Here is a 15,388-nt window from a genome sequence, read left to right on the forward strand (position 1 = left end):
CTATAAAAATATATTGTCAAACCTGATTTTAGAGTTGATAATGAAGTATATTTTTATTGATATCTTCATCCTGAAAGGACGGAATTTTAATGAAGAGTTTTATCAAAAACTATCGATCCTCTTTAATACTGCTCACCGCCATTATTATCGGCGGGATAGCGGGTGTCGTTTTCGGGGATAAAACCTCGATCATACAGCCTCTAGGGGACTTATTCTTAAATCTGATGTTCACGATCATCGTGCCATTGGTATTTTTCAGCATTGCTTCAGCGATTGCCAATATGAGCGGAATGAAGCGTCTCGGAAAAATCATGGGAAGTATCGTTCTCGTATTCCTGACAACAGCCGCTTTGGCCGCCGTCATTGGATTTATTGGGACAACCATTGTCAATCCGTTGGAAGGCACAGATACGACAGCCATTAAAGAACTGATGGAAAACAGTTCCCCTGAAGAGACCATCGAAGAAGTATCTTTCTTCAGTCAACTGGTCAACACGGTAACCGTTTCCGATTTCCCAGAATTGTTCTCCAGAAGCAATATGCTTCAGCTTATCGTTTTCTCTGTACTAATCGGACTTTCCACTGCACTGGTCGGTGAGAAGGCAAGACCGATTACTGAGTTTTTGACAGCGGGTACAGCTGTCATGATGAAGGTTGTCAAAATCGTCATGTACTATGCTCCAATTGGACTTGGTGCTTATTTTGCGGCGATTATCGGGCAGCTTGGACCGCAGATTTTAGAAGGCTACGCTCGCACTTTCATTCTTTATCTAGTCTTGGCCTTGATTTATTATTTCGGCTTCTTCACTTTGTATGCCTTTATTGCAGGCGGGAAAGATGGAGTTAAACTATTTTGGAAAAATGCCCTGACACCATCCATTACAGCCATCGCAACTTGTTCTAGTGCCGCATCCATTCCAGTCAATCTTGAATCAGTCAAGAAAATGGGCGTGCCTAAGGATATAGCGGAGACTGTCATCCCACTCGGAGCCAACACCCATAAAGATGGTTCGGTATTCGGCGGTGTATTGAAAATCGTTTTCCTATTCAGCTTATTTGGAAAGGATATGACAAGCATTTCTAGCATTTTAAGTATACTTGCTGTTGCCTTTTTGGTAGGAGCTGTTATGGGTGCCATTCCTGGGGGCGGCATGATTGGGGAAATGTTGATTCTTAGTGTATTCGGCTTCCCTGTTGAAGTCCTGCCGATCATTGCCGTTATATCCACGATCATCGATGCTCCCGCTACACTGCTCAACTCAACGGGAAACACGGTTTGTGCCATGCTTGTCACACGGCTTGTTGAGGGAAAAAACTGGTTAAAACAAGCATTCGTTAAAGAAGCTGTATGATTCTATAACTGAACTGACTCCTGGTTAATCGGGAGTCAGTTTTTTTCATTTTGACGACTTTCTTGTATACAGTTCTTTAATTGACAGGGTTTCCATATCCTTGCATAGAATTAAAGGTGAAGGAGGGAAATGAATGTTAATGAAATGCTTACCTGCCGCAATCACTATCACGGGGCTATTATATATTTTTTTTATACCGGAAGAGCCTTTAATGATTAAAATCATGTTCAAGGTCATCCCCATGTTATTGATTTTGCTCTATGCCTACACAACTGTGGGAAGACGGAATCGTTACCAAACCTTGATACTTCTTGGTTTATTCTTTTGCATGCTTGGAGATGGTTTGTTAATCTGGTTCGTCATCGGGCTTTCCGCCTTCTTGATTGGCCACCTTTTCTATATTTCAGCATTCTTTAGACTATGGAGCTTTTCATGGCTTCGATTTGCGACGATTGTTCCGATTTGCATTTACTCCACTTGGATTGGCCGTGAAATTGTACATTCTTTAATTGAAAAAGGTGAACATACCCTCATCATCCCTGTAATCTGTTATGTAACGGTCATCTCCCTCATGGGCTGGGCGGCATTCATGACCGGAAATACGGCCGCAATCATCGGCGGGGTCCTGTTCGTGATTTCAGACTCCATTTTATCTTGGAACAAATTCATCGATGATGTTGCCTATTCTGGTCCACTGATCATGCTTACCTACTATGCAGCCCAGTTTTGCATCGCTAACAGCATTCGCATGAATCCTCCTTTTCATTTATCGAAAGGTTTGAAAAGTGAACGGCCAAACCTTTGATTTTCGAGGATCCGTTCGTTTCACATGAAACAATTTTTCATTAAAAAAGGCATCCTCAGCTCTAATGGAACTGTGGACGCCCTTTTTCACCCTTTAATTTTCTTAATGAAGACTACTTTTAAATAGTTCCCTTCCTTATACTCCCTTATTGTTTTAAAATCAGCCGGTAATGAGAATTCTTCCATGATCTCGTATTTTCCATCCATTTCCTTAAAAGCAACATCAATGAAGCTCTTGAATTTTTTCATATCAAACGTACTGCAATTAGTTGAGGCGATAATGACCCCATTGTCTTCCGTAATGGAAATGGTATCTTTCAATAGATTTGTGTAGTCTTTTCCGGCACTGAAAGTAAACTTCTTCGATTTGGCAAAGCTGGGCGGATCGAGGATGACCATTTCAAACTTCAGAGCTTTCTTCACTGCATATTTAAAATATTTAAAAACATCCATCACCACGATATTGTGGGCTTCGGGGTCTATTTCATTAACACTGAACTGCTCGATCGTCTTTGGTAAACTACGGTTCGCCAGGTCGACACTAGTTGTTTTAACAGCACCGCCTAAAGCGGCAAACACGGAGAATGCCCCAGTATAGGAGAACATATTCAACACGGTTTTCCCTTTGGCATATTCATCCCGGATTTTCCTTCTGACATCGCGTTGATCAAGGAAGACACCGACCATGGCCCCATCATTCAGATAGACAGCGAAATGGACTCCATTCTCCTTTACAAGAAGCGGAAATGCCGGCTGTTCGCCCATGACAAAATCGTCTTCATCCACGTACTGCCCCTTTGTATCAAAGCGTTTCTTTTGATAAATCGATTTGACCTCGACCGTTTCCTGCAATGCCTTAATGATGTAGTCTTTAAAGGAATATATCCCTTTGCTATACCAGCTAATGACATAGTGACCATCATAATGATCAATGATTAAACCGCCAATCCCATCGCCTTCCCCATTAAACAAGCGGAAAGCTGTAGTCTCACCATCTTCAAAAAAAGACTTCCGGAATTCATATGCTGCCTGGATTTTGCCGTTAAAGAAGGATTGATCGATTTTTTCATTTTCTCTTCGGGTCAATACCCAGCCATAGCCCTTATTCTGTTTACCATAATAACCTTTTGCCAGAAAGCGGTTGTTTTCATCCACCAAACGCACCAAGGCCCCCTCTTCCTGAAGGTCATTAAGGTTGGCTATCGACTCTTTAACAATCAAGGGAAAACCCTTGCTGATTTTACTCACGAACTTAGCTTTCACTTTTATATCTATTTCTTTTCCCATCTATATCATCCTATCTATGCAAATGCTTTCCTCCCCATTTTACCCTAATCCCTTTATAAATAAAAACCAGCCCGGTTCCTTAACCAGGCTGGTTTCCAAGAAAACTTTGATTATGAAACTTCTAAATGAAGATCGCCTGGCTTAACTTTACCCATCATCTTCAATACCCGATGCAAGGCAAGTGTGATCACAGCTGGCAATACCATGCCCACTGCCACATAAACCAAGAACGTGTACAACCCCTGACCAGTTATGATGGCAATCGGTGCAATCATTGAACTTAACCCCATTCCACCAAGCTCATACGGCACTTGAAAATCGAATGCCAAGGTTGCGATAGGTGCACAGATGATTGCCGCCACAAAAGGAGGAATTACATATAAAGGCTTTTTGATCAGGTTAGGAAATTGGACTTTTGGCGTAACGACCATCTGTGCCAGGAACCCGCCCATATCATTATCTTTATAAGACATGACAGTGAACCCGACAAACTGAACGGTACATCCAATTAGAGCTGCAGCACTGGAAACGGGATCTAATTGCAGGGCGATCGCCAGTGCAGCGGAAGACGCCGGTGTCATCAATAAAATGCTCCATACCAAGGCTATGACCATGGAACCGATTAAGGGAGAACCCTCGACCGCAGCCGTGGTTTGACTGCTTATCCATGTTAGGAGCGGAGTGGTGACAAGAGCCAGGCCATATCCCGAAACCCCACCTACAAGAACTGCTCCCATTGGGATGGCCATGATGTCCAACTTCGTTTTGCCGATTAGGCGCTTACCTATATATGTTGCAATCACTGCTGCCAAGACAGCACTTAGCGGCTGACCCGTAACAATCGTGAAGGCACCCTCTGCAGTTCTATGAATGGCAGCACCTCCAACAGCACTTGAAGCCATGGCGCTAAAGATAATTAATGAATTTCCACCAAGCTGATATGCGATACCTGCTCCTAAAGCTGGCGCTAGCAAGACCTTCGCGGCCCCGCCTATTGCCATGAAGACCTCCCAGCCTAAATAGCCCCCTATGGATTCAAACAATAACCCGATCCCTAATGTAACCAAGACAGCGTTGGCTATCCCTGTTGATGCCTTGTACATTCGATCGCTGATGTATTCTTTCCTGCTCACTTTATCTCCACTCCTCGTTAGTTATCAGAATATTCAATTTAGAAAAATCAAAAAAAATAAAGGTTTTCATTTAAAAAAAGCCTATTAAGTATATCGTACCGCTACCTAAATGTCTGCTAATGTCTTCCCGTATAATAACATGAATTTTCTGATAATGTAAGTGATATTTTTATTCTAATAAAATAAAAGCGCTTTCAAAAATAAAGATTTAACACATTACTATCCAATAAGAACCAATAATTTATTATTTAAAAATAATTTATCCCCATTGTAAGATGTCTATTTGGGGATATTTCGGTACATGTGCGACAAAAAAAAGAACCCGGTTAGGGATTCTTTCATTAGCTGGATTTACGACTTTTCTAATAGATACCATCCTATTTTTGAAAACCTTCCAATTTTGCGAAAGTGTCCTTCAAATATTGGTAAAACAATTTCTCCGTTGGCATCAGTTCCCTATCAGTTGGAACGATGACACCTACAGCCCTGGTAACAGAAGGTTCCTCCAGCGGCAATTTAACCGTAAAACGCGGCAAGCTATCGATCAAACAAATCTCAGGTATCAAGGTTATACCCAGACCTGCTGCCACCAGGCCTTTTATGGCATCAGTATCTTTTCCTTCAAATGCCACTTCCGGTTCAAAGCCATGCAGTTTGCAGGCTTTCATAACGAGATCCCTTAATACATAACCCTTTGGAGATAGGATGAACGGGTTTCCTTGAAGCTCATTCAAGAATAGTGATTTCTTCAAGGCCAAAGGATGACTTTCCGGTAAAAGGGCGACTAACTTCTCAATAAATAGCGTTTCACCTTTGATTTTCTTTTCATTCATCGGCAGAGGACCGATCAAGGCCATGTTAATGTTACCTTTTATTACCGAATCTATCAGGTATCGATATGAACCTTGTTTCAATGTGAATTTTGCCTGCGGATAACCTTCCCTGAAGTCGGAAATGACCCTTGGCAATACATAAGAAGCTAAACTGCTGGGAAAGCCAATCCGGATTGTCCCTTTTTCTGGGTGCAGGCTTTCAGCCATCTCACGCTTGGCACGATCGATTATATCCATAGCTTGCTCCATATTCGCTAAAAAGGTATGTCCGATAGGCGTCAATCTAATCTTTCGGCCATCCCTAATAAATAGTGGTACGCCCAATTCTTCTTCTAAATTGTAGATTTGACGACTGACAGCTGACTGGGCAACATGCAAGTTCACTGCTGCTTCCGTCATATGTTCACGCTTTGCCACTTCAATGAAATATTCGATTTGCCTTAATTCCACTCTAAGCTCCCTCTTCCATATCAAAACAGCATGCTACTTATCTAATATTCAGATTGTTTGTTTTATTTTTAAATTATATCATGAAAGTATCATCTAAAAACCGATATCTTATTCAATTAATATTTTAAAACCACTATATTACCTTAAGGGAGAGAGAACAATGACCACTTCACAAGAAGTCGAGCATGAGGAATTACAAGTCGCCAAAGAGTTCGTAAGTCAAGTATACGCACAGGTAAAGGAGCGTAATCCTCACGAAAATGAGTTCCATCAAGCTGTAAAGGAGATATTCCTTTCACTGATCCCCGTTTTTGCAAAACATCCTGAATATATGAAAAACGGAATATTGGAGAGGCTGGTCGAACCTGAAAGAATGATCACCTTCCGTGTTTCTTGGGTTGATGACCTGGGCAATGTTCAAGTAAACCGTGGTTTTCGTGTGCAATTCAACAGTGCAATCGGACCATTCAAAGGCGGTCTCCGATTCCATCCCACTGTCAATTCCAGCATCATAAAGTTTCTTGGTTTCGAGCAAATCTTTAAAAACTCTCTTACTGGCCAGCCGATCGGTGGGGGAAAAGGCGGGTCGGACTTCGATCCAAAAGGAAAATCGGACGCAGAAATCATGCGTTTTTGCCAAAGCTTCATGTCGGAACTATCTCGCTATATCGGCCCTGATACAGACGTACCAGCTGGTGACATCGGAGTCGGTGCAAGAGAGATTGGTTACCTGTTCGGTCAATATAAAAAGATGCAAGGCAGCTACCATGCCGGTGTTCTAACTGGTAAAGGCATTAGTTATGGCGGAAGCTTGGCCCGTAAAGAAGCGACTGGATATGGAACGGTTTACTTTGTTGAAGAAATGCTAAAAGACAAAGGGTTACAATTCCATGGCAGCACCGTCGTTATCTCCGGATCTGGCAATGTATCCATTTATGCCATTGAAAAGGCTGCACAGCTAGGCGCGAAAGTGGTTGCATGCAGCGACTCCAATGGCTACATATATGATGAAAATGGTCTGAACCTGGATACAGTACGACGCCTAAAAGAAGTGGAACGAAAACGCTTGAGCGAGTATGTCGATGCGCACCCTGAAGCTGTATACCATGAAGGAAGCTACGGCATTTGGTCTGTACCATGTGACATCGCATTGCCTTGTGCCACACAAAATGAAATCGATGAAGAAGCAGCAAAATTACTGGTAAAAAATAATGTGAAGGCAGTCGGCGAGGGTGCTAATATGCCTTCAACCCTTGAGGCCATTGACGTTTTCCTTAATAACGGCATCCTTTTTGGACCAGCAAAAGCGGCCAATGCAGGCGGTGTAGCCGTGTCTGCACTCGAAATGGCCCAAAACAGCGCCAGAATGCCTTGGACTTTCGAAGAAGTCGATGCCAAGCTGCATGAAATCATGAAGAACATCTATAAAAACAGTGTAGAGGCTGCAGAAGCATATGGTGAGCCTGGCAACTTAGTTGTAGGGGCCAATATTGCCGGATTCCTTAAAGTGGCGGATGCGATGCTGACTCAAGGTATACTCTAGCAATCAGTTGATTTAGGAGGCGGTCCGACATGGGCCGCCTTACTTTTGTAAAAGAATGATCTCACTTTCTTACACTCTCTCATTCATACCAATTCAAGCTGAATATCCACAATCAGATAACATCAACGAAATTAAAAAAAGGAGTGCCGGAAAAGTTCCGGCACCCTCATTGTTTGTATGGCAATCATTCTTTGGTGACCAATTTCAATGGAACGGATATTGTGTCATCCACTTTGTCGCCTTTTAAGATCTTTTCAGCCGCATTAACCGCTTCTTCACCGATAAGTGACGGTTGTTGGGCAATCGTAGCTTTTAATTCACCGTTTTCAACTGCTTTCAATGCATCATCATTTCCGTCAAAACCAACGACGATGATGTCTTTTCCAGCTGCCTTGATTGCTTCAATGGCTCCTAGTGCCATTTCATCATTATGGGCGAATACCGCTTGGATATCTTTATTGCCTTGCAGGATATTTTCCATGACGTTAAGCCCTTTTGTCCGGTCGAATTCAGCCGTTTGGCTTGTCAGGACATCTAACTGCTTGTCCGCAATATTGTGGAAACCTTTCCCGCGTTCACGAGTTGCAGATGCACCAGATACCCCTTCAAGTTCCACTACTTTCGCTTTTTCGCCAAGCTCCTTAACTAGATATTCTGCAGCCATTTCCCCGCCAGCCACATTGTCGGAAGCGATGAACGTTTCAATGTCTCCTTCGTCTGAAGAGCGGTCAATCGTGATAACGGGAATGCCCGCTTCATTAGCTGATTGAACGGCTGAAGATATTGCCGCAGAGTCAGTAGGATTCACAAGTAGGACATCAACCTTTTGAAGGATTAGATCTTCAATTCCGCTGATTTGTTTTGCCGTATCATCTTGGGCATCGACAACTGTGACTTTCATGCCTTTTTCTTTTGCTTCTTTTTCAATACCATCTTTTAAGGAAACGAAGAATGGATTGTTTAAAGTAGAGATGCTGACTCCGACTTTCACGTCTTTCATGGAGTCTTTCTTTTCTTTTTTATCATCTTTTAGACCAGAATCCATTGAACAGGCAGCCAAGACCATTAAAGAAAGAACCATGATGATCGATACTATTTTTTTCATTGATTACACCTCTTCTTATGATTTTTTACGGTCAAGTAAGACCGCGATTAATATAACTGCACCTTTTACCACTTGCTGGTAAAAAGAAGATACACCAAGTAAATTCATGCCGTTATTCAAAGTACCTATGATCAGGACACCGACCAGCGTACCGAACAAGCGTCCTTTACCGCCTGAAAGGCTCGTTCCCCCCAGCACCACGGCTGCGATGGCATCCATTTCATAGGATTGGCCTGCCGTCGGCTGTGCCGAATTCAGACGGGATGTCAAAATGGCACCGGCAATGGCCGCCATCGTACCGGCCAGACCATAGATGGCCACCTTGACCCGGTCAACTTTAATCCCCGAAATGCGGGAAGCCCTTTCATTTCCTCCAATGGCATAAGTTTTACGGCCAAAGGATGTTTTATGAAGCAGGAACCATAGGATTAAGAAAGCGATGACCATTACAACGGCCGGTACTGGCACTCCAAGGAAGTAACCTCTCCCAAGCATCTGGAACATAACGGAATCGCCAATTCCGGTAATCGGCTTTCCATCCGTATACACAAGCGTTAATCCCCGGAAAATCGTCATGGTGGCCAGTGTCACGATGAAAGGGGCCATTTTTCCCTTTGAAACGAGTATCCCATTGATTACACCCATTATTGCTCCTAGTAGGATGCCTACTAATATTGCTAAAATCGGATCTAATCCCGAGACCATCATACCAGCCATAAGTGCGCTGGATAGAGCTAAAATGGAACCGACGGACAAGTCGATGCCGCCTGTCAATATGATAAAGGTCATTCCAAATGCAATAAGTGCATTGATGGAGGTTTGACGCAATAAATTCAAAATATTATTCGGTTCCATGAATGATGGATTTAAAACGGTTATTACGATAAATAAAAGTACCAGGGCGAGTAACGGACCGAATTTCTGCCAAATCCCGCTTTTCCCTGTAGCTTCAAGTTTCATCCTAGTTCCCTCCTGTCGCCAATGCCATAATTTTTTCTTGCGTCGCTTCCTGCTTTAACAATTCCCCAGCAATCCCACCTTCGTGAACGACAAGGATTCTATCACTCATACCAATGATTTCCGGAAGCTCTGACGAAACCATGATGATGGCGATGCCCCGTTCCGTCAATTCATTCATCAACTCGTAAATTTCACGTTTTGCGCCAACATCTATGCCTCTGGTCGGTTCATCCATAATTAAAACTTTAGGGGAAGTGCCGATCCATTTGGCTATTACCACCTTCTGTTGATTTCCTCCGGATAGATTGCCGATGACCGTTTCAGCAGAAGATGTCTTTACATGAAGTCGCTTAATCATCATTTCGGCAAAGTTCATCTCATCTTCCGTTTTTACGATTCCGTTAGGAGCAAAACTTTTGAGATTCGGCAAGCCGATATTTTCCCTTACAGAAAAGTCCAGGATCAACCCCTCTTCTTTACGATTTTCCGTAATGAAAGCCAGGCCGTGTCGAACTGCATCCGTTGGTTTTCGTATGGAAACCTTCTTGCCTTCAATGGTGATTTCACCCCTGTCTATTTGGTCGACACCAAAAAGGGCGCGCATTATTTCTGTTCTTCCTGCTCCCATCAATCCGGCGACACCGACAATCTCACCTTGGCGAACAGCGAAATGGATATCTTCAAAAAGCCCCTTTTTAGTTAAACCTTTTACATCAAGGACTATGTCGCCAGGATTCGCTTCACGATGAGGAAAACGATCCTCCAGCTCCCGCCCTACCATTTTTTGAACGACTTCATCGAAATTTGTATCTGCAATTCTTTTCGTATCGACGGTTTTTCCGTCACGCATTACGGTGATCCTGTCACAAATGGCGAATATCTCTTCCATCCGATGAGAAATATAAACAAGCGATACACCCTTTTTGGTAAGTCCCTTCATCACTTCAAAAAGCTTCTCTATTTCCCTATCAGTTAAAGCTGCCGTGGGCTCGTCCATGATGATGACTTCGGCATCCGTCATGAGCGCCTTAGCAATTTCAATCATTTGCTGTTCCCCCACAGAACAAAATCCGGCTTCCTTATCAAAAGGAAGGGAAATATTAAGTGTTTTAAAAATCTCGTTTGCACGCGCTTTCATTTGTTTCGTCTTGAGGACACCGAAGGCATTCACCATTTCCCTGCCGATAAATAGATTCTCCAGCACGGTCATTTCTGGCCAAATATTCAATTCCTGACGAATAAAGGCCATTCCTGCCTCTTCCGCTTCCTTTGAATCCTTGAATGAGGTTTCTTTACCGTTAATCTCAATCGTCCCTTGATCTTGTTTATGCAGCCCGGTCAAAATGTTCATCAAGGTTGATTTCCCCGCACCATTTTCCCCCATTAGCGCATGTACTTCCCCAGCCTCTAAAGAAAAATGAACACCTTCCAATACCTTGTTTTGACCAAATGCTTTATAAATATTGTGCATTTCGATTTGCATGCTCATCATCTCATTTCTTTAAAAGAATACCCCAGACTGCAATATGCAATTTGAATATGGCGTCGTCTCACCGGTCCGGATTACTGCTTTCGCATTACTTGTCAGCCTTTTAAAATCCTCATGGGAAACATATTCAATCGCTGCGCCGAATTGCTGCTCCATATATTGATGCTGTTCCGGATTTTTAATCTTCACTTCAGTGGCAGCGATAACTTTTTCAACAACCATATCTTCGTGAATCGCCCGGACGACATCTTGAAATGATGGTGTTCCAGGCGTCAATGCTAAATCTATCTTGCAAACTCCAGGCGGCACCGGCAGCCCGGCATCACCTACGACAATATAATCGGTATGACCAAGGTCAACCAGGACCTTGGCTATTGAACTATTGATGATTCCTTGACGTTTCATGCTTCAAAGCCCCTCTCGACCTCTATCCTTTGAGGCATGCCGCCTTGGGCCCCTAACTTCGTCACGGAAATGGATGCTGCCCGGTTTGCGAATAACAAACATTCGTCAAAACTTTTTCCTTCTGCAACAGCCACGGCAAAGGCAGCATTGAAAGTATCCCCTGCGCCTGTCGTATCCACCGCCTCCACTTCAAAGCTTGGAACTACTTTTTCTTCATGTCCGTCAAAATAACGGACGCCATTTTTTCCTTCAGTAATGAATAATTTATTGGGATACTCAGTCAAAACTTCCGTTCTATCTCTCCCATTGAATAGTATTTCGAATTCATGTTCATTCGGAGTAAGGTATGATGCCTGTTGAATGACAGCCTCGCTTAGTTTGCGGGCGGGAGCTGGGTTCAGAAGCAATCTCTTTTGAAGCGTGCTGCACAACTCAGCCAGATATTCCACCGTTTCCTCAGGTATTTCCTGCTGAACCAACACGATATCCGATTCCTCAATTACCTTTTTCGCCTTTTTTACATAATCAGGAGTAATGAAATCATTCGCACCTTTTACAACAATAATGCTGTTATCACCTTCCGAAAGGGTAATGTGTGCTGTCCCGGAAGCGGAATCTGTAACCGGTTCCACATACTTCGTGTTTACATGATTTTTTTTCAGGTTATCTAAGATGATCTCTCCATAGACATCATCTCCTACACATCCAACCATCGACACTTCTGCACCAAGACGTGCCGCTGCAACAGCCTGGTTAGCTCCCTTTCCGCCGGGAACCGTAATAAAGGACTCCCCTAAAACCGTTTCACCAGCCATTGGCCGCTTGGCTGATGTCACCACTAAGTCCATTGAAGAACTTCCCACTACTGCAATTCTAATCATGTCTTCTCCGCCTTCCTTCTCGTTGTTTGTCTCTCCACAAAAGAAACAGGGAGCTTTTCATGTGTTACTTCCACTTCTTCTTGATTGATCCTTTTAATTAGCATTTCCGCCGCTTGTGCCCCCATCTCATAGGCTGGCTGCCGAATTGTCGATAACGGCGGGTGCAATAACGCTGTGAAGGCGATATCATCATAGCCGATCAATTGTATGTCTTCCGGTATCCGTATTCCCCGTTTTAAAATCTCTTGAAGTGCGGCGGCTGCAACAATATCATTACAAGCGATGATTCCATCCGTTTCCGGATATTGCTCGAACAGCTGCTTCACGCAAGTTTGCCCGCCCTGAAGAGTTAGGGATGAATCCATGACTTGCACGTTCACTTTTGCTTGTTTCAATTCTTCGTATGCTGCCATGTACCGTTCATATACAGGCTTTATTTCGACTGGCCCCCTAATGAGGACGATATTCTTACTGCCTCTATCCAGCAATACGCGTGCTGCCAGCTTACCGCCTGTCTTTTGATCGGAATAAACAGCTGGTAATTTCTCAGCTGTACGGTCGAGAAGGACAACTGGAATATCCAGATTATCGAAATTTTCATTGGCTTCTTCACTAGTTGAAGCAATCATGCCCACTACATTATTTTGCAGGAATGTGTCGATATATTCTATTTCTTTATCTCTCTTTTCATCACTATTTCCAAAAATTAACCGATAACCAAATTGCTGCAGACAGTCCTCCACACCTCTTGCCATTTCCGGGAAGAAAGGATTCGTAATGTCCGGCAAAATCAAACCAACCAATTTGGATTTACGTTTGTAGAGGGATCTTGCCACTTCATTCGGTTTATAATTTAATTTCTCAACAGCTGCCATGACCACCTTTTTGGTGTCCTCATGTGCATAACCACTGCCATTCATAACTCTGGAAACCGTTGCCACAGAAACCCCAGCTTCCTTTGCCACATCCCGAATAGTTGCCAATATATCACCCTCAATAATTTTGTGTAACCGTTTACACATAGCTTATCACCAATTTAAATGAACGGCAAGCCCTATTCCAAAGATAATTTTTGAGAAATTTGAACCAAAAAGGATAAAATAACCCTTTTGTTAACTATTATCGCTTTATAAATTTTTTAATAAAGTTGATTGGAACGGGTGTCGAGACTCCTGCGGGAAAAGCGTGTCTAGGGGAGACCCCGCAGGCGCAGCCGAGGAGGCTTCCTGACCGCCCGCGGAAAGCGAGGGCCTAGAGCGGAAATCATCGTTCAAATTTTAAAGCCATAAGAAAACTGGCCCAAAGTCTGAGCCAGTTTAACTTTATAGCGTTTTTGCAGGTAACTTTTCATAAAGGGCATTATTCACATGCCCAAACTCAGATGCATGCGGACGGTCTTCACCATCGCTATATCCATATTGAAGCATCCGATTTCTATTCAGGCAGAGCTTTGTTAATTTTGGCGCAAAGAAATTGAATGTATCGAAACGATCCTGCAGCATAGGGAATTTTTTCTGATGTGTCAGGATCGTTTGTGCGACGCCTTCCCAGAAAGCATTCTCATCCAAAAGGGACCTCTTCATCAAAAGTGTTGACAAGTATCGGAAATGACAGATGAACAGTCCCGTGAAAATGAATTGAACCAGCCCTTCGGGAGTCTCACTTCGTAGTACTTTCCTTAAATCATCAGGAAGGCTGCTTAATTCAGGAAGCGGCTGATCACTGACATTTACATCATCTACAAAATCCTTGATGGCCAAGCGGTGAGGCTTGTAATCCTTCAACACTAAAATGGTATTTTGACCATGCGGCGAGAAGACCAATCCATATTGATAGATAAAATGTAATAATGGTGATAGGATGACATCGAATAATTGAGCTGTCCAGGCTTCTGCAGTCAATCCCGATTTTTCAATAAGGCTTTCCACATATGGTTTCCCTTTGCTGTCCACATGTAAAAGGGATGCAAGCGTAATGGGCTTTTCGCCTTCTTCCATATACCTGTATATGCTTTCTCTCCAAATCCCCCCCAGCATCTCTAAATATTGATACGGTACGTTCTCTAGCTTGGAATAATACGGGTGATCAACATTTAAACTGGCCACTTCACCAGGAAGCACTACTTTGCATTGTTCTTTCAGGAATGAATCATTTTCATAAATGTCCTTTATATACGTTGTGATTTTTGGGGCAATGACCGTGCGTTCAGCTGGCAATCCTCGGTATACTAGCGTATTTAAAATGCTCATCGGCAGCTTGACGTGGTGTTTATCCTTATTCGATACATTAACGAATGTCCGGATGGATAGTTGCGGCAGATACCTATCAGGACCATTTCCCAAAGCTACGATCAGCCCTTTAGCCAAGTCATCGGTAAAGTTCTGGATGATTATATTCTTCCACTGCCATTCATGGACTGGGAGGTAGTAATAGTTTTCTTCGTTCAGCCCTTTTTCCGTCAATATCTTTGCAAAAGATTTTTGGGTTTCCCCATCCAGTTCATTCTCCATCAATTGCTTATAGGATAACGTTTCGACTGAGTTGAACTCACCCCTCGTTTTATGGACGGCAATCCAAGATAACGGAACTTCCTTCTGGTTTTCTGGAGCGAACTGCAAATAATCATCATAACCGAAACCGATTCTTCCCTTGTTATAAGCAATCCAAGGGTGACCGCTCATTTCTCCTTCAAGTAATGCATAATCCAGTTCGACTAAATCATCCGCATCTTGTTCAGGTTTGGAAAGCAATTGGAGATCCGCAAGCAGCGTATGATGGAATTCTTTGATTAAATGTCCTGTTGTTTCTGCCGTCATCCCAATTAACGGTTGGATGTCCAAAATGAATTGAATGGCATCCTTGGCCTGTGTAAAGGCATCCGTTTCACTTACCTGGATCGACTCGGCCTGTACTTCATAGCTGTCAAAAAGACGGGGCGATGCCAAAAATCGATAAGATTTCCCCTCATTTATCTTTAACTCATATAAGTTTCCTGCTGTATTTTCGTTCAGAACAGCTGGATGGATCATATCTTCATACATATATTCAGAAATCATCTTGGCCAGCAGGTTTTGGTTTACTATCGACCAATTGTTTTCTGAAACTGCCTGTTCCACTTCATTTATGAACTGCATATATTCTCGCCT

General features: G+C 43.1%; 13 protein-coding genes. 3 read left to right on the forward strand and 10 right to left on the reverse strand.

Features of this window, described 5'->3' with window-relative positions; translation table 11 throughout:
- The first annotated feature begins 89 nt into the window (after window positions 1–89).
- A complete protein-coding gene (locus MPH60_RS20945) occupies window positions 90–1,352 on the forward strand; it encodes a dicarboxylate/amino acid:cation symporter (RefSeq protein WP_230176049.1) in 1,263 nt (420 codons plus the stop codon).
- 133 nt (window positions 1,353–1,485) lie between these two features.
- Window positions 1,486–2,157 (forward strand): lysoplasmalogenase, encoded by a 672-nt coding sequence (locus MPH60_RS20950; RefSeq protein ID WP_241589470.1) that lies wholly within the window; start codon window positions 1,486–1,488, stop codon window positions 2,155–2,157.
- 86 nt (window positions 2,158–2,243) lie between these two features.
- On the opposite strand, the gene MPH60_RS20955 is transcribed toward MPH60_RS20950, so the two are convergent.
- The 3 genes from MPH60_RS20955 to MPH60_RS20965 all read right to left on the reverse strand — a co-directional run bounded on the left by MPH60_RS20955 (window position 2,244) and on the right by MPH60_RS20965 (window position 5,859).
- Window positions 2,244–3,443 carry a class I SAM-dependent rRNA methyltransferase gene (locus MPH60_RS20955; protein ID WP_241589469.1) on the reverse strand — a complete coding sequence of 400 codons (1,200 nt, stop codon included), beginning with the start codon at window positions 3,441–3,443 and terminating at the stop codon, window positions 2,244–2,246.
- Window positions 3,444–3,553: 110 nt separating this feature from the next.
- Window positions 3,554–4,546 carry a PTS transporter subunit IIC gene (locus tag MPH60_RS20960; RefSeq protein ID WP_101224027.1) on the reverse strand — a complete coding sequence of 331 codons (993 nt, stop codon included), beginning with the start codon at window positions 4,544–4,546 and terminating at the stop codon, window positions 3,554–3,556.
- A 407-nt stretch (window positions 4,547–4,953) separates the two neighbouring features.
- On the reverse strand, window positions 4,954–5,859 hold the full coding sequence (locus tag MPH60_RS20965; RefSeq protein ID WP_241589468.1) for a LysR family transcriptional regulator: 906 nt from the start codon (window positions 5,857–5,859) through the stop codon (window positions 4,954–4,956).
- A 160-nt stretch (window positions 5,860–6,019) separates the two neighbouring features.
- On the opposite strand from MPH60_RS20965, the gene gdhA reads away from it, so the two are divergent.
- Window positions 6,020–7,402 (forward strand): NADP-specific glutamate dehydrogenase, encoded by a 1,383-nt coding sequence (gene gdhA, locus MPH60_RS20970; protein ID WP_241589467.1) that lies wholly within the window; start codon window positions 6,020–6,022, stop codon window positions 7,400–7,402.
- 184 nt (window positions 7,403–7,586) lie between these two features.
- Here gdhA and rbsB read toward each other — a convergent pair whose 3' ends face one another.
- The 7 genes from rbsB to MPH60_RS21005 all read right to left on the reverse strand — a co-directional run bounded on the left by rbsB (window position 7,587) and on the right by MPH60_RS21005 (window position 15,376).
- Window positions 7,587–8,507 (reverse strand): ribose ABC transporter substrate-binding protein RbsB, encoded by a 921-nt coding sequence (gene rbsB / locus MPH60_RS20975; RefSeq protein ID WP_241589466.1) that lies wholly within the window; start codon window positions 8,505–8,507, stop codon window positions 7,587–7,589.
- 15 nt (window positions 8,508–8,522) lie between these two features.
- A complete protein-coding gene (locus MPH60_RS20980; RefSeq protein WP_101223945.1) occupies window positions 8,523–9,467 on the reverse strand; it encodes an ABC transporter permease in 945 nt (314 codons plus the stop codon).
- Window position 9,468: 1 nt separating this feature from the next.
- On the reverse strand, window positions 9,469–10,950 hold the full coding sequence (locus MPH60_RS20985) for a sugar ABC transporter ATP-binding protein (protein WP_241589465.1): 1,482 nt from the start codon (window positions 10,948–10,950) through the stop codon (window positions 9,469–9,471).
- Between the two features lie 18 nt (window positions 10,951–10,968).
- Complete coding sequence (rbsD, locus tag MPH60_RS20990; RefSeq protein WP_241589464.1) at window positions 10,969–11,361, reverse strand: D-ribose pyranase; 393 nt, start codon at window positions 11,359–11,361, stop codon at window positions 10,969–10,971.
- Entirely contained in the window at window positions 11,358–12,242 is an 885-nt protein-coding gene (gene rbsK / locus MPH60_RS20995; RefSeq protein ID WP_241589463.1) for a ribokinase, read from the reverse strand. Before rbsK ends, rbsD begins: the two co-directional genes overlap by 4 nt.
- The gene (locus tag MPH60_RS21000) at window positions 12,239–13,225 is read right to left on the reverse strand and encodes a LacI family DNA-binding transcriptional regulator (RefSeq protein WP_241589462.1); all 987 of its coding nucleotides are present in this window, start codon (window positions 13,223–13,225) and stop codon (window positions 12,239–12,241) included. The genes rbsK and MPH60_RS21000 overlap by 4 nt, the downstream gene beginning before the upstream one ends.
- Window positions 13,226–13,564: 339 nt before the next feature.
- Entirely contained in the window at window positions 13,565–15,376 is a 1,812-nt protein-coding gene (locus MPH60_RS21005) for an IucA/IucC family protein (protein ID WP_241589461.1), read from the reverse strand.
- Window positions 15,377–15,388: the final 12 nt, after the last annotated feature.

This window comes from Peribacillus sp. Aquil_B1, from assembly GCF_022603275.1.
GTDB lineage: Bacteria > Bacillota > Bacilli > Bacillales > DSM-1321 > Peribacillus.

Bases quoted from the DNA above. Each gene is read 5' to 3' on its own strand.
- MPH60_RS20945 (WP_230176049.1), top strand. From the start codon at position 90: ATGAAGAGTTTTATCAAAAACTATCGATCCTCTTTAATACTGCTCACC.
- MPH60_RS20950 (WP_241589470.1), top strand. From the start codon at position 1,486: ATGTTAATGAAATGCTTACCTGCCGCAATCACTATCACGGGGCTATTA.
- MPH60_RS20955 (WP_241589469.1), bottom strand. From the start codon at position 3,443: ATGGGAAAAGAAATAGATATAAAAGTGAAAGCTAAGTTCGTGAGTAAA.
- MPH60_RS20960 (WP_101224027.1), bottom strand. From the start codon at position 4,546: ATGTACAAGGCATCAACAGGGATAGCCAACGCTGTCTTGGTTACATTA.
- gdhA (WP_241589467.1), top strand. From the start codon at position 6,020: ATGACCACTTCACAAGAAGTCGAGCATGAGGAATTACAAGTCGCCAAA.
- rbsB (WP_241589466.1), bottom strand. From the start codon at position 8,507: ATGAAAAAAATAGTATCGATCATCATGGTTCTTTCTTTAATGGTCTTG.
- MPH60_RS20980 (WP_101223945.1), bottom strand. From the start codon at position 9,467: ATGAAACTTGAAGCTACAGGGAAAAGCGGGATTTGGCAGAAATTCGGT.
- MPH60_RS20985 (WP_241589465.1), bottom strand. From the start codon at position 10,950: ATGCAAATCGAAATGCACAATATTTATAAAGCATTTGGTCAAAACAAG.
- rbsD (WP_241589464.1), bottom strand. From the start codon at position 11,361: ATGAAACGTCAAGGAATCATCAATAGTTCAATAGCCAAGGTCCTGGTT.
- rbsK (WP_241589463.1), bottom strand. From the start codon at position 12,242: ATGATTAGAATTGCAGTAGTGGGAAGTTCTTCAATGGACTTAGTGGTG.
- MPH60_RS21005 (WP_241589461.1), bottom strand. From the start codon at position 15,376: ATGCAGTTCATAAATGAAGTGGAACAGGCAGTTTCAGAAAACAATTGG.